Genomic DNA, 24,982 nt, shown 5'->3' on the forward strand with positions numbered 1-24,982 from the left:
CACCAATCCTACCCGACTGACGGAAACGATGGGACCGTGCGAAAGCGACTGCCCTGCTGCCATTCTCGATGAATTGACCGAGACCTACAACGCCTATGCCTCCGAATGGCGCGCACGCTGCCGTGCCAACCTTGTTCGCCGCAAGCTAGAACGGGCGAAGCCGGTCCCGAAGCCGGGACAGACCATCGTTTTCGACGAGTCCATCCGTTTCAATGACGGCGAGGATCGCGCCCGCTTCACGGTCATTGCCAATCCGAAGGGCAAGGCACCGCTATTTCGCGATCCCATAACCGGCGCCGTGTGCCGGATTGCGAAGCTCAGGACGCGCGCATACCGGCTTATCAACCCGACCATCGTCCCGAAGGACTCGACCGATGGTTGAGCGCGCGCCGGTGATCGCGGCTTGGGGCGCTGGCGTCGATTCCACCGCCATGATCATCGAGCTCGTCGAACGAGGTGAGCCGATCGATATGGTGTTGTTCGCCGATACCGGTTCGGAGAAGACCGATACCTACGCTTTCATCCCGGTCTTTCGTCGTTGGATGAACCGTCACAATGTGGCGTCCGACATCGTCCGCTACGAACCGCGAAATTTCAAGCATTGGCCGCCCTATGATAGTTTGGGCACCAACATGCTGACAAACGCTACCCTGCCGTCCAAAGCATTTGGGCGGGGGTCGTGCTCGCTCAAATGGAAGGTGGCGCCGCAGGACAAATGGACGGCGCAATGGGCGCCTGCGATACGGTGCTGGGGAGAAGGCGGACGTGTCGTCAAACTGATCGGATATGACTGTTCCAGTGCCGATCAGCGTCGCTACGCGCACGCCGAGGGATATGCCGACCCTCGCTATGACTATCGTTATCCCCTTCGCGAACTGGGCTGGACCCGGGCGGATTGCATTACACGCATTGAGCGTGCGGGCCTGCCTGTACCACCCAAATCCTCCTGTTTCTTCTGTCCCGCGATGCGGCCGCACGAAGTGGATGCACTCTCTAAGGATGAACTGCGCACCATCGTTCTGATGGAGGCTCGCGCAAAACCTCGCTTGCGCACGATCGATGGCCTCTGGCGCAAGCCCGTTGTCGGGCGAGGCGGGGCGACACCGAGACCGGGCAATATCACCGCCTATATCCGTCAGCACGGCCTTCTCTCGCCGAGCGAAGTTGATCGGATCGTGGCGGATGCACCGCTCGCGCTGGTCGCGTTCCAGGCGGCGCAAGCCTGCAAGCCCGTCGAGCAGCGCATGTCGATGGCGCGCTGGCTCGACGCATTCCACCGTGGTCAGTCCACAGGCTGACCCCCCTCACTAGCTACGGAGACTCTCATGGCCGATCGCGCTTCTGTCGCGATCCGCATCGGCGGATCGCTGTCCCCTGAACACCTTCCCGGCTTCTGTGCTGCCGTCGAGAGCGACGGCGCCTTCACGGATTGGGAGGGCACCGCGTTCGACCCGGACGATCTCGATCCGAGCGTTCCCCTGTACCTGGCCGACCATGAGGTTGCCTGGGGCCGGTTCGAAGCGATCGAGACTTTCTGTGTCGATCATGCGCTTGTCTTCGCCCGCTGGGCGGGCGGCGCTTCTGGGGCGTTTGGCCCGGAGCGGGTGGTCTTTGACGGCACGACCGTTCGGAGTTTCAGCGCCTCGGACGATGACGAGATCCTAATCTCGGCGGAAACGGTGCGCGGTCTCGGCAGCTACGCGGCGGTGCTCTCGCATCTCGCGGCGGCGGAATTGGAGATAGCCCCGTTCCGGATCGACGGCACAGGCTGAGGACAAAGCGAAAACCGGTCTGTGACGACACCTCCCCGCCAGAGGATGCTGCATATGGGCGCCCGCGAGGCGCTGGCAACCCGCGAACGGCGGGCCGAGTTGCCGTGTGCCACGGCTGCCCGCACCACCCCTTGTTCGCGAGTTTCCCTCGGCTGTGCCTCGGTGCCAGCCCCTCTTTTGCGAGCGCCCGGAGGATGCGCATCCGGCGGAGAGGCCGCCGGCACAGACAGAAAGGCTCGCTATCATGTCCACATCGCTTGCAGCCGCACTCGCGGCACTGGAGCTAGGGCACCTCGAACCCCGCGCTGAAGACCTGAGTGGCATGGCGCCGCCACCAACCGAGGCGCTGGAACAGACCGTTACCGCAATCTGGAGCGATCTCTTCACAACGATGAGCAACACGTCGATCGAGCGTGACATCGAAGATCTGGGCTGGGGGCTGGTGAACCTATTCCACCGCGCCGCCGCCAAGAAACACGGGCTGGTCGACCGGTTGACCGACGACATTCGCTTGCTCCTCGCCGAACAGGACGGCTCCGAAATCAGCACGGCCAATCTGGAGGAAAAGATCGATCTCGCCAAGAAGGTCGAGGAATCCGCCGGCGCCTTCGAGGTTATGCGCGATGTGGCCGCCGCGCACTATATCCGGGAGACCGGGAGGTCGTGGGTGCCATCGTCCGGCAACCGCATTTCGCTCGGCGTCACCGCCGGGATCGTCGATGGCCATGCCTTCCTGCGGGCGCGCCGCGAGCGGGCTTTGAACGCCAATACCGCGCAGGGTACGCCCGTTGTGTTCGCCGGTGGCCGCCTCACCTTCGCCAACGACGACGATATGAAGACGTTCGCCGATAACCTGCTGGCCACCCTCAACAAGGTTCGCGCCCACGTCGGCGACATGTATCTCGTACACGGCGGCGATATGAAGGGTATCGAACGGCTTGCAGCGTCCTGGGCCGAGCAGAATGGCATCCAGCAGGTGCGGTTCGGTCTCGATCGCAAACTCGGAGATCGCGCTGGCTTTCGTCGTAACGAGCAGATGCTCTCGCTCAAGCCGAGGTTCGTGATCGCCTTCCAGGGCAATGGCGTGACGGAGCGGCTTGTCATCGAAGCCAAGGCTCGGGGACTCCGGGTCGTTGATCGTCGCGGCCCATTGGGAAGCCCTCCTTCAGCTGCTCGTCGCGTTGCGGGCTGAAGCCGCGGGCCGCCGGTTTGCCGGCGGCCCATTTTTTGGCTCTGCTTACGGTTGTCCCATCGGAATTCCCGCCAGCGAGAGGGGAGGGTGCCGAGGCGTGTTTGGTTTGGCTGAATAGCGCCGGAATCCGTCGGCCGTGTCCGCAGCGCGGATCCATTTCAGTGTCCACCAGCCATCCGCGTTGCTCACGCCGCGCCGGCCGTCGCCTTGCCATAAATGAGAGAGAGATGATGATGCGCGATTTGCATGATGAGGAACTGCGCGCTCTGCTTGCATTCCGACAGCGCCATGGGCGCTGCTGGAAGACCGCGTTGCTGTTGCGCTGGTCGGCCGGCACCGACGCCGATGAACCCGGTTCGGCGCATTTGCGCCATCTGCGCAATATCGGAGGACCGCGCTGGCTGCTCGGGCTATCGGCCGCCACGCTCGATGACGCTGCGCGGCGTTTCGCCGGAAACGTCGATCCGGTGCTGATCGACATTTTCATGGAGAATGCCACGGGCTTTGCCCGCGGCGCGTCGGCAAGCGTCGGGATCGCTCCGGCGAGCGCTGCGCATTCGCTGGCCATCGCGATCGAACTCAGCCTCAAGGCCTATCTGATGAAGGCCGGCTATGCCGACGACTGGAACCGCGTCCATATTCGGCATGACCTTAAAAAGGCCCTGGCGCTTGCCGTGGCGACGGGCCTGTCGGGCTTCCCACCGGAATTGCCGCAGCTCGCGGCTATCCTTTCGCCTGCCTATGGCCGCCATCAAATCGACGCGATGTTCCGGGGCAGGGCTTCACCTTTCGATGTGACGGACGCCTCGCTGTGCGTCGACCGTCTCCTTGCCGTAATCCGGGCGCAGATCGCATAACCGCGCTCCAATGGCAGCCCGGCGCGTTGATGGACGACGGATTTTTCGCTCCCGTTGAGGCCGGGGGTGACCCTGCCGTAACACGGACGACAGAGCCATCACCTCCTTTCTCGGACCGGGCATCGCCGCTTCGCTGCGGGCGGGTCAGAAATGGGAGAATGTGCCGTTCAGCGGTTATGAGGGCTCTGCGGGGCGTAGATTGTCGCAGCGGTGAGGTGGGGTTTCTGCACCGGTTCCTGGTGTCATAGAACCTAAGCGACCATCCCTTCTTTTTGACCTGATCCCTAAGTCGGTCGTTCGGTGCCTCCAACCCGCTCCCCTTCGGGCCGAGTTGCCGTGTGCCACGGCTGCCCGCACCACCCCTTGTGTCGGGGTTCCCCTGCGCTGCTGACGCGCTCCGGTGGAGGCACCGCCCATGCCCGCCTTTTTCGGGGGTCAGTCGAAGGGACGGTCCCTTTGGCACCAAAAAAGGAACCTCGACATGCAGAACCTCGTCATCCTCGCCGGCAATGTCGGCGCCACGCCGGAGGCCCGCACCACCCAGGGCGGCACCAAGATCACCCATTTCAGCCTCGCGACCTCGCGGCCCAAGCGGGACAGCAACGGCAAGACCATCAAGGACGACAATGGCCGTCGGATCGAAGATACCGAATGGCACCGGATCACCTGCTTCAACGGCGTCGGCAAGACCGTCGAACAATATGTCGACAAGGGCATGAAGGTGATGGTGCGCGGTCGCATCCACTACACCCGCTGGACCGACAACGAGAATATCGAACGCTACGGTGTCGAGATCATCGCCGACGAGGTGACCTTCCTGACCCGCGCCAAGTCCGCGAGCGGCGGCCAGGGCGGCAACGACAGCTCGGTGGATGACGACGAAATTCCCTTCTGAGAGCCGCAAAGGCCCGGTGGCATCAGCCACCGGGCCTTTTTGCTGTTTTCGGCTTTAGGGCGGTTGCAAGAAATCCATATATCCAATAATATCGATATATGGATAATGATTCTGCTATCGATGCTCTTGGCGCACTGGCGCAAAGTACGCGGCTCGACGCCTTCCGGTTGCTGGTGCGCCATGAGCCCGCCGGCCTCGCCGCCGGGGACGTCGCCCGCCAGCTCGACATCCCCCAGAATACGATGTCCTCGCATCTCGCCGGACTTGCTCGCGCCGGTCTGGTCCGAGCCGAGCGCCACAGCCGCCATATCATCTACCGCGCCGATCTCGACCAGCTCAAAGCGCTCACCCTGTTCCTCGTCAAGGACTGCTGCGGGGGCAGGGCAGAGCTGTGCGAACCGCTGATCGCCGAGCTTATTCCCTGCTGCTGACGGAGCTTCTCCATGTCTGACCGCATTTATAATGTCCTGTTTCTGTGCACCGGCAATTCCGCGCGCTCGATCCTCGCCGAGAGTGCGTTGACGAAGCTGGGGGAGGGCCGGTTTCGCGCCTTTTCCGCAGGCAGTTTTCCCAAGGGTGCGATCAATCCGGACGCGATCGCGCTCCTCGAGCGGATCGAGTATCCGATCGCCGGTCTACGGTCGAAAAGCTGGGAGGAGTTTTCCAATCCCGATGCGCCCGCCATGGATTTCGTATTCACCGTTTGCGACGACGCGGCCGGCGAAACCTGTCCGATCTGGCCGGGTCATCCGATGACGGCGCATTGGGGCATTGAGGATCCGAGCCATGTCCAAGGCCCGACGATCGAGCGCGAACGGGCGTTCGTGACGGCGCTGCGCTATCTGGAAAATCGGATTAAGCTGTTCATCGCGCTGCCGTTCGACCGGCTCGACGCCTTGGCGTTACGCGCCCATGTTCGGGAAATCGGCCAAGTCGAAGGCGCGAGCACTCGTCGCGGGGACGCTGCGTGATGCCTATCGACGTGATCATCTATCATAATCCCGATTGCGGAACGTCGCGCAACACGCTCGCGATGATCGAAAATGCCGGCATCGAGCCGCATGTCATCGAATATCTCAAAACGCCGCCGAACCGATCGCGGCTCGCGTCGCTGATCGGGCGCATGGGGATTACGCCCCGCGACCTGCTCCGCGAGAAGGGCACACCCTATCATGAGCTCGGCCTCGCTAATCCCGCGTTGAGCGATGACGAATTGCTGGACGCCATGATCGCCCACCCGATCCTGATCAACCGGCCGATCGTCGTCTCGCCGCTGGGCGTCAAATTGTGCCGACCGTCCGAGGAAGTGCTCGAACTGTTGCCGAGCCAACAGCGCGGCGCTTTCACCAAGGAGGATGGCCAGCGGGTCACCGATGCCGCCGGCAAGAGGATCGAGGGATGAGCGCTGTTAGCGCGCCGACCAAACCGGCGATCAGCGGTTTCGAACGCTATCTGAGCCTGTGGGTGGCGCTGTGCATCATCGTGGGTATCGCGCTCGGCTATGCGCTGCCGGGCCTCTTCGCCGCTATCGCCGCGGCCGAGATCGCCCGTGTCAATCTCGTCGTGGCGGCGCTGATCTGGCTGATGATCATTCCCATGCTGCTCAAGATCGACCTTGGTGCTTTGGGGTCGGTGCGCCAGCACTGGAAGGGGGTCGGCGTCACGCTCTTCATCAACTGGGCGGTCAAACCCTTTTCGATGGCGTTGCTGGGCACGGTCTTCCTGGGGTGGCTGTTTCGTCCGCTGCTCCCTGCCGGCGAGGTCAGCTCTTACATCGCCGGGCTGATCCTGCTGGCGGCCGCGCCGTGCACAGCCATGGTTTTTGTCTGGTCCAACCTCTGCGAGGGCGAGCCGACCTATACGCTGAGCCAGGTGGCGCTCAACGACATCATCATGGTCTTCGCCTTTGCACCGCTGGTCGGGCTGCTGCTCGGCGTCGCCTCGATCGCGGTGCCATGGGACACGCTGCTGATTTCGGTGCTGCTCTATATCGTGGTACCGGTCATCGTCGCCCAGATCGCGCGGCGCGTGCTGCTGGCATCCGGCGGCGAGCCCGCGCTGGATCGCCTGCTCGCAATGCTCGGCCCCGTATCGCTGGCCGCCTTGCTGACGACGCTGGTGTTGCTGTTCGGGTTCCAGGGCGAGGCGATCATTGCCCATCCGCTCGTCATCGCGTTGATCGCCGTGCCGATCCTGATCCAGGTCTATTTCAATGCCGGCCTCGCCTATTGGCTGAGCCGCCGGTTCGGCGTGGCCTGGTGCGTTGCCGCGCCTGCCGCGCTGATCGGCGCGTCCAATTTCTTCGAGCTCGCGGTTGCCGCCGCGATCAGCCTGTTCGGCCTCAACTCGGGCGCTGCGCTGGCGACGGTCGTCGGCGTGCTGGTCGAGGTGCCGGTGATGCTCTCGGTCGTGCATATCGTGAAGGCGACGCGGCCATGGTACGAGCAGCGGGCGACGACATGATCGCTACGCGCGTCGAACTTCACCAGCTGGCCGCGCTCGGGCAGATTCTGGCTGGCGCAGGACTGCCGGCGAGCGATATCGCAGCGCCTGGCCGTCATTTCTACAGGTTCGACGATGAGGACGGTCTGATTGGCTATGGCGGCGTGGAAGGCGCTGGAGCCGATCGGTTGCTGCGCTCCTTCATCGTCGTGGAGGCGCGTCGCGGCGCGGGTCTGGGTAGTGCCACGCTGTCCGCGCTCGAACGCGCGGCCGCTTATGAAGGCACGACCGGCCTCTATCTGCTGACCACGACGGCTGAGTCCTTTTTCCGCCGCTTTGGCTATGCCCGGATACCCCGCGCCTCTGCGCCGGCGGAGATCGCCGACAGCGCGGAGTTTCGCTCGCTTTGCCCTGCGAGCGCCGCCTTTCTTTTCAAACGGATTTGCTGATGTCCCGACTGCGTACACTTCCCGATCCCGATCTCATGCCGGCGCTCGATCGCGCGATGGTCCGGCATGATCTGGCGGCGGGCCTTGGTCCTCTCAATCCACCTCCGCGTATCCTGCTGCTCTATGGTTCGCTGCGCGCGCGTTCGTTCAGCCGGCTTGCGGTGGAGGAGGCGGCCCGCCTGCTCATCCTGTTCGGCGCCGAGGTGCGCATATTCGATCCGAGCGATCTGCCCTTGCCCGATCAGGTCGAGGGTGACGATCATCCGGCGGTCCATGAGCTGCGCGAGCATGCGCTGTGGTCGGAAGCGATGGTGTGGTGCAGCCCCGAACGGCATGGCCAGATCACCGGCATCATGAAGGCGCAGATCGACCATCTGCCGCTGGAGTTCGGCGGCAAGCGCCCGACCCAGGGGCGGACCCTCGCGGTGATGCAGGTGTCCGGCGGCTCGCAGTCGTTCAACGCGGTCAACACATTGCGGCTGCTCGGCCGCTGGATGCGGATGATCACCATCCCCAACCAGTCGAGTGTCGCCATGGCCTTCAAGGAATTCGGCGAGGACGGCCGGATGCGGGCATCCAGCTATTATGACCGGATCGTCGACGTGATGGAGGAGCTCGTTCGCTTCACGATCCTCACGCGCGGCCATGCCGATCAGCTCGTCGATCGCTATTCCGAGCGCAAAGCAGCGATACTCAGGCGCGATGCGGACAAGGATCTCGCGACGCAAGCCGTCGGCTGACCCGAAGCACGCCCTTACGGAACTGTCGTATTGAGCTGGCTCTGTTGGGTCGCGACGCTCTCGATCACGGCATCGAAGGTAGGCGCGGCGCAAATCAGGATGTCAGAAATATGTCGGTAGATTTCGGACACCCGAGGAGCGGCGGGATTTCGCTATTCGCCCTTCCGCATCACCTCAGCGACAGTGGCCTGCCGCATAGCGGTTCCAGCGCAGCACCATGCCGGTGGCAATCATGGCGCAACTGATATCGCCGATGACAGGCGCTGTGCACCAAGCGCCGGTGCGACTGCCTTTCGCATTTCCGTTCGATCGGCACTGGAGCCTTGGTCCTGCAACCAGGATGTGGCCGGTTCCGGTTCGGCCTCTCGTGCCGCCGAGCAGCCGCACCAGCGTGTCGCGCGCAGCAATGCCGCTGGCGCGCGGGCAGGGGTGCCCCCTGCGGCACGAGCCATCGATCTCCCGCGCCGCGATTCCAGCGAGCCGGATCCGTGGTCCCTCGCGACACCAGATCGGGCCATCGCCGTCCCAGACCCTGACGGGCGTGCAGATGAACGATTGGCCGCTGGGCACAACCGCCACAGCAAGCAGAAATATAGCGAGCATCAGCGCTCAATCCGGGAGGTGGCGTGCGTCATGCTTCAGGGAAGAGCGGCAATGTATCCGACCTCGCGGCGGGCTCGTCGGCGAGGATATCGTAGCAGCGCAAACGCACTGCCAGGTGTCGCGCCAACTCCGCCGTTGCACGCCGGCGTGCAACGGTATCGCCACACCCAATATCGGTGACAAGGGCCGGTTCGGCCGTGGCGAGGGACACCTCGAGGTGGAGGGCCAGACTGTCTTCATCGACTCGGAGCATGGCCGCACAGTAGAACAAAGAGCGAACATATATCAAGTGTCGAGATCCGGCGAGCCACCCGCATATGGCTTGAGTAACGCCGGGCATGGTAGCGTGCGAGATATCGCGACGATTGGGGATGATTTTGCCCACCAAATGCGTTGGGCATCTGACGTCGTTTCGGGAAAGCGACACTGCGATCCCACTTACCAAGGCACGGACCGGTTTTGACCAACGACATATTCATATTGGTGGTGCAGGACGAGACGCTGATCGAAGAGATCGTCGTCTCGGGTCTGGAAGATGCCGGCTACACCGTCGTGGCAGCACACACCGCCGAGGAGGCCATCGCACAGTTGGAAAAAGGCGATCCTGTCATCCGGGGGATCGTCACCGATGTGAACCTTGCGCTTAAGAAACTGACCGGTTGGGACGTCGCACGACGCGCTCGCGAGCTCACCGCGGATATCCCGATCATTTATATGTCGGGTGCGAGCGGCCATGAATGGACATCGCACGGTGTCCCCAACAGTGTGCTGATCGCCAAGCCCTTCGCGATTGGCCAGATCGTCACCGCTGTTTCGCAGCTTCTTAATGCCGGCGGACCGGCTGTCGGCGAATAAGGCAATTGAAAAGGTCTAATCCCAATAGGCCGGTCAGGCGCGATCAGCTCGAAGCTGATTGCTTGCGCGTCAGGATGTGCTGGATTGATCAGGATGTTGCGTTCCACCCGTGCCGGGATCGAAGGCACCAGCAAAAGCGCCGAGCGCCCTGCCGCGAACCACGCCTCGCCAAAGGTCTTGCAGATGTTTTCGCGCTTGCCGTCCCACCCGGGGAATTTCGCGGTCGGGAAGACTTCGTAGCTGACGCCGTTGGGGATCGTGATGCGGATATAATGCTGGTTGGGCGGCATCACCGTGTTCGCGTGGACGAGCTTTTCCAGCATCGCCGTCGAATAATGTTCTGACGTGTAGATGATCGGGCTGGCCGCGGTGTTCCACCGTCCCGGATAGAGCCGGGCGCCCTCGCTGTCATAGATCGGATGCGCGCCATCGGGATCGCCGATCCGATAACAGGTCAGCACGCGGTCGGTGATCTGGGCGCTCACGCCCCGCCGCCATACGCCGCCCGTCCCAGCAGGTTGATGACGACATCGGCTCCCGGACCCGTCGCCAGCGCCACGTCGAGCGGCGGCTTGTTGTCGAGCATGGGATGCGCGCGGCCGAGAAAGTCGCGGACCTTGGCGGGATCCTTATAGATATCGAGCGCGAAGCTGAACACCTTGGCGATCCGCGCGAGCTTGTCGCCTTCCTCGCTGGTCAGGCGCTTGGACGCCGATTTCTTGCGGCGATCAAGCGTCGCCTTGGAAATCAGGCGGAACTTGAAGCGGCTGTCGCCCGGCGCGACGGTGTCGGCGAGATGGTCGAGTGCGCCGACCGGCAGGCCTTCGAGAATCGAATAGCTCAGCCCCAGGCGCGTGTCGCCCTTGCGGGGCGCAACCCCAAGCAGGGTCTCGATCGTCACGGGCTGGTTCGCCATCTGCTGCTCCTGTCTCACCTGATGCAGATATATGTCTCACATGAGGCAAGCGCAAGCAACGGTGATATCCGTCCGGTGGGGCCATGACTTCTTCCGGCCGGCAGCTTCACCCCGCTCTTTGAGGCGCAATCCTTGGTCCGGCGCGCGGCCTAATGCGATCAACCCATAAAGGGTCCGGTCGCTTCGCTACGGCTTTTGGCCTGCGGCAAAAAGTGATCGCGGCCACCCACCAAACACTTCGGGCGCCAGTCGAGCGGGGATGAACCCGCCGGCTTTCAAGGAGCCTCGACATGTTCACCGACATCAAGATCGCCCGCCTGAATGCGCTCAGCCTCTCCAAAACCCTGATGATCGCAACGATGGTCATCGGGATCGGCAACCAGTTCGCCGTCATTACCGCCGACGACATTGACGGCGACGTGGTCGTCATCAACGAATATGATCCGTTCAGCTGAAACCTTCCGGCGGGGGCGTCCGCCCCCGCCCTTATTATGCGAGCGCTGATTGGACGATCTTACCGAGGAAGCGAATCCGCACTTCATTCATTCGACCCTGCGGGAACGCATTGTCGAGCATGTCTTTGTCGGTGAAGCGCTGCGCCGCCTGTGGCAACTGGGTGTGACCGACGTCGAGGTATTGCGCTCCGAATTCGACGCGGGCGGCTATGACCTGGTCATGGCCCAAGGTCGCGTAACCCGCCATATCCAGTTCAAGACCAAAGTCGTCGGCGGCAAGACCGACGAGGTCAAGGTCAGCCTCAAGCTGATGGATAAGCCGAGCGGATGCGTCGTCTGGATCGTGGTGACGCCGGATCTCCTCTTCGATCATTTTCTGTGGTTCGGCGCGGGGCCGGGCGAGCCTCTTCCCGACATCAGTGCTTTCGCCGTAGCCAGACATAGCAAGGGGACGGCGCAGGGCGAGAAGAATGCGCGGCCGGGCCATCGCAAGGTCCGGATAACCAGGTTTGAGCAGGTCTCAACGTTGGACGCGATATTGCTTCGTCTGTTCGGTGATCTGGCTAACGCGAAGGGGGCTTAAGCGGGCAGGGCGGCTCCGGCTGCGCCGGACCGGGCTCTAGGCGGACCGCCCCGAGCCCCGTGCGGGGTCTCGGCCCATGCGGGTCACGATCCCTGCCGTGGGCAGGTCGTCAACGGCGCTGTGGACTCGGCAGGTCTGCGGCATTCGCGACAGGGGCTGGTCGCCCATGCGCTAGATGCGCGGGCGGGCACAGGCTCAGCCCGTCGCGCAACGCCGCATCATCGACCAGGATCCGCCACGGTCCACCATAGCGCCGGGCCGCGAGGTAGAAGGTCGCGCCATCGCACGCGACCATGCGGCATCGCTCCTGGCGATCGATCAACGACGCATTCCCGCCATAGCGGGCGACCAGCTCGTCGAGATCGCCGCGCATCAGGGCGCCGCAGCGACGGCACTGGGTACGAACCTGGATCTGCAGCTTTTGCATTCCGCCGACGCTCGATGTCCAGCGTGGCCATAGGGCAATGATCCGGGCGGTGTCTGTCATGATCGCAAGGATAGCGAAGCCCTCGCTCGCGCGTCCAGCAGCACGTCTGAAAAGTCGGCCATGCCGTTCCTTATTACCTCTGACCGCCGCACCAACGGTCCCTTCCTGGCTTGGCGTCCTCGCCGCGGCACTTGCCAGCGCAAGCCCGGTGCCGGGCTTCTCCACATCCGTTGCGACCCTGTCGGGTGCGCGGGCGCGCTATGCCCCGGCGGTCCGGTCGCCTGTCGGAAGGCCCCGATCGGCGGGGTCTGACACAGCTTGGAAAGTCGAACGTCATGGCCGACCCCCAGAATGACAAAGTCCTATCCGCAGACCAGCGCATCGCGACCATCGCGCGGCTCAATGATGCCTTGCGCCAGTCCATGCATAACCCGGGCGTCAACCAGGTGGTCATGACCGCCGGGGTCGCCGACCTGATCGGCGATACCAGCCTGTTTCGCGGGTTCCAGCGCCGCGCCGAACTGCTGCGCACGGTGCGCGACTATGACGCCTTTGGTCCCGACGTCGATCCGCATGGGGAGCGTGATTTCGGTCGCTTTGAGTTCGCGGGCGAGGCGCTGTACTGGAAGATCGATTATTATGATCGCGCGCTGACATACGGATCGGCTGACCCGACAGATCCAGACGTCACCACCCGCGTGCTGACGCTGCTTCTCACCCACGAATATCGAGCTATCATGGCCCCGACCCTGTCGGGGCCACCTTTTTTACGGAAAGGATTCGCCGGTGCCGCCCGCGCGGATCGCTTTGCGTACCCGGTTGCGCCCGGCGTCGGCCTGACCAGATTTCCCATCCCTGGCGAGTGACCCCGGCCACCCCCCCTGACCGGGGGGATAGCCGAAAAGTCTGCTTGAGCAGACTGTCGGCGGTGCCGCCCAGACGTCCCGTCGGGCCTTGCTCCCCGGCACGAGAGGGGAGGCTGCGCGGCGAGAGCGTCCGCATCTTGCTGCGCGGTGAGGGGACAGATCGGTGTCCCTCGAACATCCCAAGGAGACTCGTCGTGGCCGACTATTTTTCCCGCCATCCCGACCATGCGTTCGTATTCGCGTTCGTCTGCTTCGCGATCACCGTTTACCTGTTTCGCTATGTCGGCCCGGGGATCGGCGGCGGTGGCGACTGGTCATCGCGCGACCATTATGAGCGCAATCTGCGCAATGGTCCCGACGACTATGAATCGTGACGGCGCTGTGCCCATAAAGACGATCGTCGTCAGCCTGCTCAAGGGCGGGGTCGGCAAGACCTTCCTCGCCACGCACCTCGCCTGGTATCTGGCCGAGCAAGGCGGCAATCGCATCGCCTTTCTCGACCTCGATCCGCAGGGCAGTTCCACGCGGCGGCTCGCCAGCGAGCGGACCGGGTGGTTCGCGGCTGACCTGTTCGATCCCGAGGCGCGGCTCGAGCTTACCGATGCGCCCGGCATCACGGTCTTCGCCGCCGATCCGCGGCTGCAGATGGTCAAGGCAGCGGGTGACGTGCGCGATTTTCTTGGCCGGTTTCCCGCGTTGGGTGCCCATTTTGACCATATTGTCATCGACACCGGCCCCAAATGGGATGAGCTGACCTTGAGCGCGATGGCGGTGGCCGACGCAGTGATCGCTCCGGTTCAGGTCGCCGAGGATTCGATCGAATGCGCCAAGATGCTGCTCACCGCGCTCAAAAAAGCCGAAGGCGCGCGCGGCGGGCGCAAGGTCGAATTTCTCGGGCTGCTGCCCTCGATGGTCAATCCGTTCGACCGCCGCGAAATGGACAATGCGGTCAAGCTCGCCCGCGCCGTCGGCGAGAAGCTGATGTTCCCTGCCTTCATCAAGGCGCGGCCGACCTACAAGCATTCGGCCGAACAGCATCATCCGGTGTGGAGCGAAACCGGCAGCGGCGCCAAAGCGGCCGCTGACGAAATCCGGCCGATCCTGGCGGAGATCGTGCGCCGGATGGACGTCCGCCATTTGAGTGCGGCGTGATGGGCAAGTTCGATCAGCGCGCCGAAGAGTTCGGGCTGCTTGTCGGTCTCCACGATAGCGCGCGACGCGTCGAGGATCTGCCGCTCGACTGGATCATGGCCGATCCCGAAAATCCGCGGCGCGTGTTCGACGAGACGGAGCTCAAGGATCTTGCTGCCTCGATCGCCGCGCGCGGCGTCCTGCAGCCTATCATCGTCGCCCCGAAAAATGGCGACGGCCTTCACGTCATCCGCGTCGGCGAGCGGCGCTTTCGGGCATCGCGCCTTGCCGGGCGCGAGACTATCCCGGCGATCGTGATGGCGGTGGTGAACCGCGCCGACACGCTCGCCGATCAGATCGTGGAGAATGACCAGCGCGCGGGCCTGACCCCCCATGATCTGGCGACCGGGATCGAACGCATGCTGGGTGCCGGCGTGACCCAGGCGGAGATCGCCCGCGCGCTCGGCCGCTCGAAGCAGTTCGTATCGCTCTACGCCGCCTGTGCCGACATGGCACCCTGGTTGCGAACGGCGATCGACCAGATGCCGATCCGTTTGCTCTACGACCTCCACCGGGCTGCCCGCACTCATGGCGACGCGGTGCGCGCCTATGTCGCGGGGCTTGGCGATGAGAGCGTCACCCTCGCCGAGGGCGGCCGATTCATCGCGGGGCTCAAGGCATCCGAGGCTCTGCCCGTCGCCGGTCGGCATGAAGTCGCCGCGCTACCGAACGGGCAGGGTGCCGAGCGGGCTGCGCCGAGCCGGCCGGTTCGTGCCGGTGCCGGTTTACGGTCGATGTTCGAAACGGAGGTGCCGCCGCAGCCTCGGCCGCTCGATGCGGTTCGGGTGACGGTGGGTGGGCGGACAGGACGTTTGATCCTGCCCGAGCGCGTTCGGGTGGCGTTCGACGACGGCCAGGAGGTCGAAGCGCCTGTTGCCGAGATCGCCATAGAGTAAACCATCGGCGGGGTAGGCCGGGGCGCACCCAATCACCCTTCACTCCGCGTCGAAACGATCGAGCTTTTCAGACAGTTTTGACAGCCGTGCCCCTTTCTTCAGGGGCGCGGCTGTCTTCATTTTTACGGGCGGAGGGAATTGGTTCGCTCGGAGATATTCTCTTTTCCCATCGAGGCCAGGTCGAGTTGGATACGTCGCTTGAAGAGGGGCGGAGTCTGTTCAAGCAGACTATAAGACGAGTGGTTTTAGGTGAGGGCCGGATAGGCTTGGCGCCGTCATTGTTAAACAATAGCAATGGGGTGTGGCGTTTTTTGGCCTCCGTCTGCCCGATGATCTCGCGGCGCGCTTCGATGCTAAGGCGACTGCCGCCGGCGGTCGCTCAGCGCTCCTGCGCAAGCTGATCGACGGTGCGCTTGAGGCTGCCGGGGACGCGTCGAGCGAGACGGCACTGCCTCGGACTCGCACGACCGACCGGCTGCAGCTTCGGCTCATGCGCGAGGATGTCGTTCAGCTCGATGCGGCGGCCGACGCGCGTGGCCTCAAACGGACCGAATGGCTGGTGATGCTGTTGCGCCGACGGTTGCATGCGACGTCGCCACCGCCGCGTGGCGACCGGGTGCTGATCGCGCAGTCCTGGCGCGAACTCAACCGGATCGGCATCAATCTCAACCAGGCGGTCCATGCGCTGCATGCCGCGACCATGGTAGATTCCCGTCTCGACCTGGCGCGCGAGGCCGCGCGGGTCGCTTCCTTCCGGGATGAGGTTGCCGATCAGCTCCGCGTGCTCGGCCGCGCGCTCAAGGGTGACATGGCCTATTGGGACACCGCCGATGAATGAGGATGACGACGGTGTCCTGCCGCTCCCCAGTCTGATGGAAGCCTGGCGACCGCCGACCGGGGGCAAGCGCAGCCTGCGCGGGGGCACGCTGCGGATCCGCTCGGGCGGGAAGGGGAGCGGCGGGAGCAATGCCACGCCGACGCTGTCGGCGGCCGAGGCGCGGGCCAAGCTCGAGCGGATCGTGCGCAAGGCCCCCGAGGTCATGGTCAAGATCTCGGGCAAACAGCGTGGCGCCAGGCATCTTGCCGAGCATTTCGGTTACATCTCGCGTCACGGGAAGCTCGAAATCCGCAGCAGCGAGGGCGAGATCATCACGGATGAAAAGCGGTTGAAGGCGATTGCCGCCGACTGGGACATGCTCGATCAGGCGATGAACGCGCATGGCAAGGACCGGCCGACCTCGATGTCGATGGTGTTGTCGATGCCTGGCGGTACAACCGATGCCGCGACCATCCATGATGCCGTCCAGGCGTTCGCGCGCGTGGAGTTCGAGGGGCAGTTCAGCTATATGGTGGCGCTGCACACCGACACCGCGCACCCCCATGTCCATCTGACCGTCGCGACTCAGGGCCAGGACGGGACGCGGTTCAACCCGCGCAAAGCCGATCTCCATCACTGGCGGGAGAGCTTCGCCCATGAATTGCGCCAGCGCGGCATCGCCGCCGAAGCGACGCCGCGCCGCGCGCGCGGCCATGTCCAGAAGCGGGTGCGTTCGCCGGCGCACCATCTGGAGGCGCGGACAGCGGGGCAGGGGAGGGACTTGGATCTCAACCGGCTGATCGAAGAGCGCGCGCAGGCTTTCGCACGGTCACAGAACCCGGAGCGTCGGGTGGAGGATGTGCTGGCGCTGGGCCGACAGAAGCAAATCCGGGGGGCTTACGCAGATGCCGCCGCCGCGCTGGCGGCGACCGGGAAAGACGAGGATCGCGCGCTGGCCGAGGATATTGCAGGGTTCGTAGCCGATATGCCGGCGGCGGTGTCTCGGCGATTGGAGCGGGCGCGGGAGATCATGATGGCCGATCGGAAAGCAGCGTCAGCGGGCAGTCGCTCGCGCGACACCGATAGACATATTGCTGAAAGGCAAATGCCGATTGAACGAAAACGTCGGGACCGCGATCGTTAGAAGTTGACTTGATGATAAAGTGAAAAAGCAAATTGGCCAGTCTCTGTTAAAATGACAATTCTGGCAGGTAATAGGTCTTTCTGCGGCACAGCTATCGACCGATGCTTGCTATTCACCCGTCATTTTGGATTGTGGCTCGCTAAACGTAATGGTGAAACGGAATCACGTTCTTCTCGTCTGTGACGGACGAGGGCAGGTCCAGGCCCGAAACGTGCGAAAGCATCGCCGGCTTGAGGCCGGATTCATTCGCTATACGCTCGACGCCGCCTGGAAAAGCAGCCTCGAGCGCACGGACGGCGGATGCAAGGAGCTCGGGCATCTCGGCTGGAATTTCGTCGTCATGCCTTTCGAAGCGCTTTTGGCCGGTTTTGCTCAGATGGATGTAGCCCGTCCGATATTGATCGGCCGACACCATTTTAAGATCATATGCGCGACGTAAAATAGCCGCTGCCGAGACTTTCCAACGAAGCTTGAGCCCAAATATCGTTGTCCAGTCCAGAAACCGACCGTGCGGGAACTCGTGGATGAACGAGGCTCGGGGAAGGAGAAACGCGCTGGCAAAGCGATTGGCCTGGTCTTCGGTAAGCTTGTCGCCGGTCTGAACACCGCGATGCATGATGAGATGGCCGGTTTCATGAGCCAAATCGAACCGCTGGCGACAAGCTGCAGGCTTGGCTTCGCTGCGGATTATCATTGGCCGCGGGCAATCAATCGAAAGCGCGTCTACCCGCTCGGAGACGCCGTCGAAGAAGCCGACCACGGCTCCAGCATTTTCCACGACGCGCATCATGTTCGAGATCGGCCCGGTTCCAAGACCCCAATGCTGGCGCGCCGCTTCAGCGGCATCCTCAATCTCGGGCGCGGTGTTCGCCGGAAGGTCCGGGAACGAGACAGCGGGGAAATCCAGCTCGCGATCAAGACGGCTGACGAAGCTGTTCAACAGCGTTCCTCGCGCGAGCACCTGACTCACGACGGAAACCGGCGTTGAGCGTTGCTTCCTGAAATGGCACTGTTCGGACCGAATTCCGTGGTCCGCGGGCAAGGCGAAAAACCGGGTTGCCACGCCCAGAGCATCTGCCAGCGCTTCCGACATATCTTCGGTGGGCGATTTTGTACCCTGCTCCAGCTGATTGAGATACTGACGCGTCGCACTGACCTTGATCCCCAGTTGATCAAGAGTCAGTCCTAGAGCGACGCGAGCCAGTCGAAGCCGCTCGCCGTGAAATGCGCCATTGGCCATACCGTTTCCCAGCGCCAAAAGGCTATTCAGCTGTTTTGCTGGACCGGTCGCGCACGCCAACCAAGGGAGCATCGAGATCGACGCTTTCCGTCGCCGCACGTCCCACGGTGCCCGTATCCGGTGTCAGGTTGATCGGGACTTCCCAATTGAGCACGGCGGTCTGACCGCGTAGACCGACAAACTTGATCGCCATGACACTGCCGTCGAGATCGGTTTCGACCGCGTAGCGGTAGGCGAGTTCCCGGCCTTCGTCCCGCTCACCAAACGAAAAGCCGAGTTGGCGAAGCTCGTTGAAAGACTGGCGCTGGGTGCGATCGGTTGGCTCGTCAGCCTCCCCACGATAAATGCGGACTGGCACCTCCCCGATCGTGAAGATCAACCCCAGCGTGCGATCGATCACTGCGAGCCAAGGATATTCGTCCCTGTCGCCGGCACGCAGGATGCGCGCCCGTCCGAACTGGAAAGCGCGACATCCGAGGGTCCACCCATCGTCGCCCGCCTCTTCATCGAAAAGCTCAACAGCCATCTGCCGCCCGTCGCTGATCATCTGGGCAACCGCCACCACCCGTTCTTCGGTAAGATCAGCATGGTAGTCCCACGGAAACGTCTTGGATGTCATGCCAGGCCCCTCGGCAAATTATTGCGTCAGTATGGGCTAAACGTAATTTTTGTCAACCAATGTGTCGGTTGTAAACTGATCTGCCTCGAAGGTGTCAGATCTCGCCACGGATCTCGACAGACGCGAAGCTCCTTACGTTTCGCGCGAAAGCCGCTCGCTCTCAGCGATCATCCAATCGAACCAAGCCTCCGGGGCGACAGCCGGCAATTTTGCGGCAGCGACCAACGTTGGCACGAGGGCTCGTCGTGCAGCGTCGCTGCTGACACCAGTAGTGCGCATCATCCGATACCGCTCAAAGTGGACAGCGTGCACTTCTTCGCGATGTGCCCAGTAATCCTTCACGGCGGCGACCCAGCCTGCATTGGAGTCTATCTGGTTGAGGATGGCGTCCTTTACGACGCTATGCCGGGTATGGGGAAGCGCGTCGCCAACGAGGGATCGCAGATCGGCGACGCGGATGCTGTCCTGCTCGGCTCCAGGTTGCGCTGCCATGCCATCGGTAACGATTTGCCTGCAATCATGGCAGACCCCGACCTGCCAATGGACGGTAAGAACCATCGGCAGGTTTTGACCGCGATCTCGCCGATGGAGGGACTCCGGGTCCGTCTCCGGACGAAAGTCATTGAGCAGCATAATAGCTGCCCGCCAGCTGCCTTTGTTCGATAATCTAAGGATCTCAAATTTTGACCGTGCGCAGCCGGGGCATTGCCAAGTGGGGCCAGCGTTTCGCCAAGGCGGAGACGCACGCGTTTGCGCTTCGTCGATCGCTCGGAATTCATCGCCGCTCGGGATGCGGACTTTTGCTGTTGTTCGCTTCTTTCCCGTAGTGGATCGGCCCGCAGTCGAACGCGAGCGCGCAAGAAGGGCCTCGCCGATCCCATCTGGCCGGTTGCGTATGCCGCCGGCTTCGTGCGCCAGGCGATAGAGAAGGCGCGTATCCTCATAGTCTCGCGCGGGATCCGAATAAGAGTGAATTACATGATCATGCCGACCCGCGGCAATGCGCTCGCCCATCGACGCAGCGAACGCCATGCGCTCACTGTATTGCGCGAGCGCGGCGGGCCAGAGAGCTCTTCCGACATCCTCATCCAGCGCGTGGCTCGCATGCGGTGCTGGCTTGACGAACCGTGCGATCTCTTCCGGACTGAAGCTGAAGGTGCGCGGAACATCGCGGCCAAGGCGCGCTTTCATCGCTGCATCGGCTGCGTTGCAATCGTTGCAAATGAGAACATGGCCGAAACGCGAGATTAGCGGGAGGGCCGCCGAGCAGGCTCGCTTGCGCACGACAAGCAGGTCACCCTCAATGCCAGCAAGTGCTCTGTCGCGCATGGCTTCGCTGGCGGCATCGGCCAAGTGATCGTGGTGCCAATCGAGCTGGCAGAGCAGGACTCGGGTCTCCGTGAGCCTGGCGATCTCGGCCTTGCGACGCAGGCAACACGGACATTGCCAGTCGATCCAAGTTTGCGCCCAAGCCTCGTTGAGGTCGAGCTTGTTGGTACCAAATTGTTCGAGGAGCCAGCGCGTTTGCGAACTCCATCGCCCATCCTTCGTGCGCGCCAGCACATGGCGCTGGACTTCGTCATCCGACATCGCAGCGAAGTCGGGCACCTCGAATTGAAGGGTTCTCATCGTACCACTGGTGAGAAATATCGCGCGGGTCTGCAAGACGATTGGCGCAAAATTGAGGCTCAGCCCTTGATTAGGCTGTTCGCTTGCACGTGGACGCGCCCTAGAGTTTGGACTTTAGCAAGCCCTGATAGTCGTCGAAACCTTCCGAAAGGAGCGCATGGACGGCGTCGCGGCGCGCCGCGCGACCTGGGTCAGGATCGACGAGATGGGGGGATTTGAAGCAGCCGTTCGATGTGACCGTCGGCGAGACCGGCACGACGGGCGCCTGCAATGACAAGGGCCAGATACCAGTCATACGGCATGAGCGCATCGTCAGTCACCGTCGCACGATAGGTTGTAACTGAGACGCTCGCGCCTGTGGCGACATTCCTGATGATGAAATCGTCCAGGCGTTCATAGCCCACGCCCAGGCCTTCGGCGCGGTCCAGTGCCCGCAGCTCGGCACTGGCGATCTCGAAAATCACACCGGGCGTCACGGCGTCTGCGGAAGTGATCAAAGTTGCCTTACCCGATCCGTTCTTGCTCGCTTTCGAAAACGCGAGGTCAGAACCGACCGCGTTACCAGTCCCGGCGATGCGTGCGCTTGGACATCGGGCGCGCAAGCGCGCAGTCAGCATGTTCGATCCATAGGCAAAGTACAGAAAGGTCATGCCCACCCTTCTCAAACAATCTGCACGCGCGCCAGCTTGTGCGAGCATGGATCACTCCGCCATCGCTATCCGCCCTCTCCAGGGTATGCCATGGACTCGAACGAAGCGCTCGTGTGGATGGGCTTCGTCGGCTAGTTTGCGACTATGGATCAACACGAACTCATCACCACTGTCCTGTGCGAAGCGAGCGGGATTCACGCGGAGGATGCGCTTCCGGCCGGCTACGCCGGCAAGCGTGCCGATGTCGTGTTCCTGTCGGAAAACCTGATCGCTGAAGTGAAGTCGTTCACAAGCGACCGCAGACAAGATCCACAGGTCGCGACCAAGCTTGGTGAGGTGATGGAGCGCAATGCGGCCTTTGGCGGGCCAATCGTGTTTGGCACGGTCAATGTGAGGCTTCATGACCTGCCAAAACCGATCGCCGAACAGGCCTTGAGGGTGGTGGGCGCGCGTGTTCGCAAAGAGGTGACCTCGGCTCGAGGTCAGATTGCGGCAACACGAGCTGCCCTCGACATGCCCGATGCTTACGGGCTCATTGTGTTCGTCAGTCCGCCCGAACGCCTCGGCAATCAAACAGTAGCCTGGCTGATCAATGATGCCCTGAAGCACAGTGCTCGGGTGGATGGCCTGGATGGAGCGATGGTGATCGAAACGCCGCTGGGTTTCCCTGCCGGTCAGTTCAAAAGCCGGAACACATTCTCTTCCCTATGGTCGATCAGCGGGCGGATGTTTCCCAATGGGCTGGCAGAGCGCATTGCCGCGGCCTGGGAACGCCTTACGCCCCAGCCCGCCAGATATGCAGATGTCGAAGATTTCGTAGCTTTGGGAGGGTCGGAATAGTCCGCCGAGCAAGGCGGACTCGTCGTTGTCGCAGCGTTACGATATGCTTGGGCGATGAGCGACGGTTACAACTTCCAGCAGTTGAAGGCGGAGATTTTGTCGCGGAGCCGGGCAATCGACTGGGAGACAGCGAAAAGCGAATGGTATCTGGTTGGCATCTCCGAGGCTGAGACCCCCGAAACCTGCCTGTGCAGCCATTTTCCCATTATCGAGCTGTGCACGATCGCCAATCGCCTCACCAACATCCATGTCGATGTGGGCAATGTCTGTGTGAAGCGCTTTCTGGGCTTCCGATCGGATCTGATCTTCGCCTCGATCAAACGCATACGAGCTGACATCACCAAAAGCGTTGGCGCGGATGCAACTGTGCTCTTTCATGAACGCGGCATCATCAATGCGTGGGAGTATGGCTTTCAACAAAGCACGATGAAAAAGCGAAATCTGACGGCCAAGCAGCTTGAAACGCGGGTCACGATAAACCGCAAGATCCTCGCCTCAATCAAGCGGCGGGGAATTCAATAGCGGGCGCGTCGCTCGCTCGGAAGGCTTCGCCAATCGGGCGCTCGGCCTCTATATGGCCCCCATGTTCTCGCTCGATCATCCGGAGATTCTCTCGCACCTTGGTCAGCTGATCTACGGGTTTCAGCCGGTTCAGTTTTCGGACGGACGATTCAGCCTGATCATCAAGGCCGGTAAGGAGTTCATCCTGACGGCACGCATCAATAACGGGTTCAAGATCTATCTGGTGCCCGACATTGACGTTCCCGGCCAATCGTTGGGCTTCATGACCGCCTTCTTTGATGATCATGATGAGCCGCTCGTGCTATTCACGCCGCTCTATGCCGGTGACGATATGCTGCGAGACCTCGTCGGCGCGCTCGGTCAGGATAGCTTCGACCTCTTCTTTTTCGATGAGCATGATCGGGAGCTCATGGGAACCCGCTCCCATGTACGAGAGGTTGCACGCTTTCGAACGGCAATAGCCGAGACGCGCTTTCCGACGCTCGACGTGGATGATCTGGCGGCGACCTATGAGGCGATGGGCGGCTGGTTTGGGCTCAGGACCGCAGAGGATGATGACGGGGCCTTCGTCGTGGAGCTGGGTGAGCGCCTCTATGCCGACGATATGGTGGTCATCGACGCCCGAGGTGACGCATATGATTTCCAGGGCTCAGATGGTCTCGTGATGATGACGAGCCTCGAACGCGACGAGCCTGGCGCCTTTCAAGAACGCGATATCGTCTCGCTCCTGCGACGGGCGTTTCCCGGCGAGGCGATCTTTCTCAATCCGATGCGAGAGGACAGCGGGACCGAATTGACGGATGTTCTTGTCGTGACCGACGAGGTCGTGTTGGTGGTACAGGCGAAGGACAGCCCTAATACGGAGGCCTCGCTCCGCCGTTCGATCGACCGCAAGCGCGCTGTGATCCGGAGCCATATCGACAAGGGCGCAAAGCAGCTGCGGGGAGCCCTCACCCATATTCTTGAACGGGACTCCTTGGTTCTGCGTACACCGGACGGACCGCGCACCGTCGATGTGGCCGATCGCGCCATCGTCGGCCTCGTCGTCGTGCGTGAGATGTTCGATGACGACTATAAGGCTTGCAGTGTGCCCGTGCTGGCGGTTGCCGGCGCTTGCGAACAGCCTTGCGTGCTGCTCGACTATGCCGCGCTGCACCTGGTGGCGCTCCGCCTCTCATCGCCGGCGCGGCTGATTAACGGACTCTATCAAATGTTCGCGATGGCGATGGAGCATGGCGAGTTTCCCAAGCCCCGCTTTTCCGGCGCCCCTCAACAAGAGGAAGGGGCACCTACATCGTGAGTGCTATGTTCCAGAATGCCGTCGCGGCCATTCGGATGGGCATCGAGGACTATGCGCTCGATCGCCCCGAGCGATCGCTCTCCGCGGTCCGCAACTTCTATGCCGGCGTCCTGCTGCTCGCCAAGGAAGTCCTCGTGCGGCGCGTGCCGCTGGCGGATCCCGACGCCGTGATTGGCGCGCGATACAAGCCGGTCCCCGATGGAGCCGGTGGGGTCGACTATGTACCTGATAGCAAGACCACCATCGATTTCGCGACAATCGGCAAGCGGTTCAAGGATTTTGGTCTGGAGATCGACCGCGCGGCGCTGACCGACTTGAGCGACGTCCGCAACCAGGTTGAGCACCGATTTACCAACAAGCCGTCGCAGGTTGTGCGAGAGATTGTCGCCAAGGCATTCCCGGTCACGGCACAGCTGTTTCGGTTGGCGGGCGAAGATCCCCGCGTCCAATTGGGCGATGCGTGGGCGACGATGCTCGAAGCGCGTGCGCTGTACGAGCTGGAATTAGATCGCTGCCGGACAACGTTCGAAGCCGTTGTTTGGCGCTCTGCGACGGTGGCCGACGCGCATCTGCGCTGTGACGATTGCGGATCGGATCTGGTCGCGCAAACAGAGGCCGGCAACACCGATCAAGCGCAGATGGCGTTGGTGTGCAACGCTTGTGGTGCGATGCCATCTGTGGAGGCCGCGATTCTCGAAGCGGTTGGTCGCGCGCTTGAGACCGAAGCCTATATTCGAATGAAGGACAGCGCCGAATCCGGACCGGTGTTCGAATGTCCGGCCTGTGGTGAAGACACCTATATCGACTTTGAGCGTGGTTGCGCGCTTTGCGGCGAAGCGTTCGAATGGGAAAACTGCATGGTTTGTCACTCTCGGATTCCAATCGAGGATGCGCTTGCTGGCTTCGATGAGGGCATTTGCTCATATTGCAGCCATATCGCTGCCAAGGACGACTGACAGCCATCGCGCAACTAAGATTGCGCGAAATGGATATAATTGCGCGATTCTCGAAATGGTTGCGCATTGACTCACTTAGTTGCGCGGTTCAGATTGCGCGCAACTAAGGAGGCCCCGTGGCACGAC

General features: G+C 62.4%; 31 protein-coding genes and 2 pseudogenes. 25 read left to right on the plus strand and 8 right to left on the minus strand.

All coding sequences use genetic code 11. The annotated features are described in order from the left end of the window. From C100_RS36680 to arsH, 12 genes are all read left to right on the plus strand, one after another. Positions 1–382: DUF6927 domain-containing protein (locus C100_RS36680; protein WP_024020056.1), on the plus strand; the 382-nt coding region annotated here is incomplete at its 5' end. Next, a complete protein-coding gene (locus tag C100_RS36685) occupies positions 375–1,298 on the plus strand; it encodes a hypothetical protein (RefSeq protein ID WP_024020057.1) in 924 nt (307 codons plus the stop codon). The genes C100_RS36680 and C100_RS36685, both read left to right, overlap by 8 nt. A gap of 27 nt (positions 1,299–1,325) precedes the next feature. Then, on the plus strand, positions 1,326–1,772 hold the full coding sequence (locus tag C100_RS0124705) for a hypothetical protein (protein WP_031309506.1): 447 nt from the start codon (positions 1,326–1,328) through the stop codon (positions 1,770–1,772). A 244-nt stretch (positions 1,773–2,016) separates the two neighbouring features. Further along, entirely contained in the window at positions 2,017–2,964 is a 948-nt protein-coding gene (locus tag C100_RS36690) for a DUF2493 domain-containing protein (protein WP_031309507.1), read from the plus strand. A gap of 227 nt (positions 2,965–3,191) precedes the next feature. Next, positions 3,192–3,821: a hypothetical protein gene (locus C100_RS0124710; protein ID WP_024020059.1), complete on the plus strand. Its 630-nt coding sequence runs from the start codon at positions 3,192–3,194 to the stop codon at positions 3,819–3,821. Between the two features lie 481 nt (positions 3,822–4,302). Then, complete coding sequence (locus C100_RS36695) at positions 4,303–4,716, plus strand: single-stranded DNA-binding protein (RefSeq protein ID WP_024020060.1); 414 nt, start codon at positions 4,303–4,305, stop codon at positions 4,714–4,716. 98 nt (positions 4,717–4,814) lie between these two features. Further along, positions 4,815–5,147 (plus strand): ArsR/SmtB family transcription factor, encoded by a 333-nt coding sequence (locus C100_RS36700; protein WP_024020061.1) that lies wholly within the window; start codon positions 4,815–4,817, stop codon positions 5,145–5,147. A 12-nt stretch (positions 5,148–5,159) separates the two neighbouring features. Continuing rightward, positions 5,160–5,687 (plus strand): arsenate reductase ArsC, encoded by a 528-nt coding sequence (locus tag C100_RS36705; RefSeq protein WP_024020062.1) that lies wholly within the window; start codon positions 5,160–5,162, stop codon positions 5,685–5,687. Continuing rightward, positions 5,687–6,118, plus strand: a complete 432-nt coding sequence (gene arsC / locus C100_RS36710) for an arsenate reductase (glutaredoxin) (protein WP_031309511.1) — start codon at positions 5,687–5,689, stop codon at positions 6,116–6,118. The genes C100_RS36705 and arsC overlap by 1 nt, the downstream gene beginning before the upstream one ends. Next, positions 6,115–7,179 (plus strand): ACR3 family arsenite efflux transporter, encoded by a 1,065-nt coding sequence (gene arsB, locus C100_RS36715; protein ID WP_024020064.1) that lies wholly within the window; start codon positions 6,115–6,117, stop codon positions 7,177–7,179. Before arsC ends, arsB begins: the two co-directional genes overlap by 4 nt. Next, entirely contained in the window at positions 7,152–7,607 is a 456-nt protein-coding gene (gene arsN2, locus C100_RS36720; RefSeq protein WP_235219077.1) for an arsenic resistance N-acetyltransferase ArsN2, read from the plus strand. Before arsB ends, arsN2 begins: the two co-directional genes overlap by 28 nt. Beyond that, a complete protein-coding gene (gene arsH, locus C100_RS36725; RefSeq protein ID WP_024020066.1) occupies positions 7,607–8,347 on the plus strand; it encodes an arsenical resistance protein ArsH in 741 nt (246 codons plus the stop codon). Before arsN2 ends, arsH begins: the two co-directional genes overlap by 1 nt. Before the next feature lie 174 nt (positions 8,348–8,521). On the opposite strand, the gene C100_RS0124715 is transcribed toward arsH, so the two are convergent. Then, the gene (locus C100_RS0124715) at positions 8,522–8,950 is read right to left on the minus strand and encodes a thermonuclease family protein (RefSeq protein ID WP_031309512.1); all 429 of its coding nucleotides are present in this window, start codon (positions 8,948–8,950) and stop codon (positions 8,522–8,524) included. A 486-nt stretch (positions 8,951–9,436) separates the two neighbouring features. Here C100_RS0124715 and C100_RS49540 point away from each other — a divergent pair, with 486 nt between their 5' ends. Continuing rightward, positions 9,437–9,805: a response regulator gene (locus tag C100_RS49540; RefSeq protein WP_442800315.1), complete on the plus strand. Its 369-nt coding sequence runs from the start codon at positions 9,437–9,439 to the stop codon at positions 9,803–9,805. Between the two features lie 65 nt (positions 9,806–9,870). Here C100_RS49540 and C100_RS0124725 read toward each other — a convergent pair. After that, positions 9,871–10,290, minus strand: a pseudogene (locus tag C100_RS0124725) (RES family NAD+ phosphorylase); the annotation flags it as partial. Next, entirely contained in the window at positions 10,287–10,721 is a 435-nt protein-coding gene (locus C100_RS36735) for an antitoxin Xre-like helix-turn-helix domain-containing protein (RefSeq protein ID WP_024020070.1), read from the minus strand. The gene C100_RS36735 and the pseudogene C100_RS0124725, both read right to left, overlap by 4 nt. Positions 10,722–11,011: 290 nt before the next feature. Here C100_RS36735 and C100_RS48860 point away from each other — a divergent pair, with 290 nt between their 5' ends. Both C100_RS48860 and C100_RS36740 read left to right on the plus strand, forming a co-directional pair. Beyond that, positions 11,012–11,176, plus strand: a complete 165-nt coding sequence (locus tag C100_RS48860; RefSeq protein WP_024020071.1) for a hypothetical protein — start codon at positions 11,012–11,014, stop codon at positions 11,174–11,176. A gap of 49 nt (positions 11,177–11,225) precedes the next feature. Next, complete coding sequence (locus C100_RS36740; protein ID WP_024020072.1) at positions 11,226–11,759, plus strand: hypothetical protein; 534 nt, start codon at positions 11,226–11,228, stop codon at positions 11,757–11,759. Between the two features lie 109 nt (positions 11,760–11,868). On the opposite strand, the gene C100_RS47900 is transcribed toward C100_RS36740, so the two are convergent. Continuing rightward, entirely contained in the window at positions 11,869–12,186 is a 318-nt protein-coding gene (locus C100_RS47900; RefSeq protein WP_235219078.1) for a hypothetical protein, read from the minus strand. Between the two features lie 335 nt (positions 12,187–12,521). On the opposite strand from C100_RS47900, the pseudogene C100_RS0124735 reads away from it, so the two are divergent. From C100_RS0124735 to C100_RS36760, 6 genes and pseudogenes are all read left to right on the plus strand, one after another. Then, positions 12,522–12,914 (plus strand): annotated as a pseudogene (locus C100_RS0124735) (DUF3768 domain-containing protein); the annotation flags it as partial. Positions 12,915–13,246: 332 nt separating this feature from the next. Next, positions 13,247–13,426 (plus strand): hypothetical protein, encoded by a 180-nt coding sequence (locus C100_RS0124740; protein ID WP_031309517.1) that lies wholly within the window; start codon positions 13,247–13,249, stop codon positions 13,424–13,426. A 13-nt stretch (positions 13,427–13,439) separates the two neighbouring features. Next, positions 13,440–14,204: a ParA family protein gene (locus C100_RS36745; RefSeq protein WP_031309518.1), complete on the plus strand. Its 765-nt coding sequence runs from the start codon at positions 13,440–13,442 to the stop codon at positions 14,202–14,204. After that, positions 14,204–15,139, plus strand: coding sequence for a ParB/RepB/Spo0J family partition protein (locus C100_RS36750; protein WP_024020076.1), 936 nt, complete (start codon positions 14,204–14,206; stop codon positions 15,137–15,139). The genes C100_RS36745 and C100_RS36750 overlap by 1 nt, the downstream gene beginning before the upstream one ends. Before the next feature lie 301 nt (positions 15,140–15,440). Further along, entirely contained in the window at positions 15,441–15,977 is a 537-nt protein-coding gene (locus C100_RS36755) for a plasmid mobilization relaxosome protein MobC (RefSeq protein ID WP_024020077.1), read from the plus strand. Next, positions 15,970–17,100, plus strand: a complete 1,131-nt coding sequence (locus C100_RS36760; protein WP_024020078.1) for a relaxase/mobilization nuclease domain-containing protein — start codon at positions 15,970–15,972, stop codon at positions 17,098–17,100. The genes C100_RS36755 and C100_RS36760 overlap by 8 nt, the downstream gene beginning before the upstream one ends. A gap of 139 nt (positions 17,101–17,239) precedes the next feature. On the opposite strand, the gene C100_RS36765 is transcribed toward C100_RS36760, so the two are convergent. The 4 genes from C100_RS36765 to C100_RS36770 form a co-directional block, all read right to left on the minus strand. Further along, the gene (locus C100_RS36765) at positions 17,240–18,340 is read right to left on the minus strand and encodes a helix-turn-helix domain-containing protein (RefSeq protein ID WP_024020079.1); all 1,101 of its coding nucleotides are present in this window, start codon (positions 18,338–18,340) and stop codon (positions 17,240–17,242) included. A 22-nt stretch (positions 18,341–18,362) separates the two neighbouring features. Beyond that, positions 18,363–18,959 (minus strand): hypothetical protein, encoded by a 597-nt coding sequence (locus tag C100_RS47530; RefSeq protein WP_024020080.1) that lies wholly within the window; start codon positions 18,957–18,959, stop codon positions 18,363–18,365. A 132-nt stretch (positions 18,960–19,091) separates the two neighbouring features. Then, complete coding sequence (locus C100_RS47535) at positions 19,092–20,624, minus strand: hypothetical protein (protein ID WP_052028293.1); 1,533 nt, start codon at positions 20,622–20,624, stop codon at positions 19,092–19,094. A 155-nt stretch (positions 20,625–20,779) separates the two neighbouring features. Continuing rightward, entirely contained in the window at positions 20,780–21,238 is a 459-nt protein-coding gene (locus C100_RS36770) for a gamma-glutamylcyclotransferase family protein (RefSeq protein ID WP_052028295.1), read from the minus strand. Positions 21,239–21,382: 144 nt separating this feature from the next. Here C100_RS36770 and C100_RS36775 point away from each other — a divergent pair, with 144 nt between their 5' ends. The 4 genes from C100_RS36775 to C100_RS36790 are packed head-to-tail and all read left to right on the plus strand — an operon-like array spanning position 21,383 to position 24,856. Continuing rightward, entirely contained in the window at positions 21,383–22,078 is a 696-nt protein-coding gene (locus C100_RS36775; protein ID WP_024020082.1) for a hypothetical protein, read from the plus strand. Positions 22,079–22,132: 54 nt separating this feature from the next. Beyond that, complete coding sequence (locus C100_RS36780) at positions 22,133–22,600, plus strand: hypothetical protein (RefSeq protein ID WP_024020083.1); 468 nt, start codon at positions 22,133–22,135, stop codon at positions 22,598–22,600. 52 nt (positions 22,601–22,652) lie between these two features. Continuing rightward, positions 22,653–23,900, plus strand: a complete 1,248-nt coding sequence (locus tag C100_RS47540; protein WP_161633914.1) for a hypothetical protein — start codon at positions 22,653–22,655, stop codon at positions 23,898–23,900. Continuing rightward, the gene (locus C100_RS36790; protein ID WP_024020085.1) at positions 23,897–24,856 is read left to right on the plus strand and encodes a hypothetical protein; all 960 of its coding nucleotides are present in this window, start codon (positions 23,897–23,899) and stop codon (positions 24,854–24,856) included. Before C100_RS47540 ends, C100_RS36790 begins: the two co-directional genes overlap by 4 nt. Positions 24,857–24,982 lie beyond the last annotated feature (126 nt).

The sequence above is a fragment of the Sphingobium sp. C100 genome, from assembly GCF_000508185.1.
Taxonomy (GTDB): Bacteria; Pseudomonadota; Alphaproteobacteria; order Sphingomonadales; family Sphingomonadaceae; genus Sphingobium.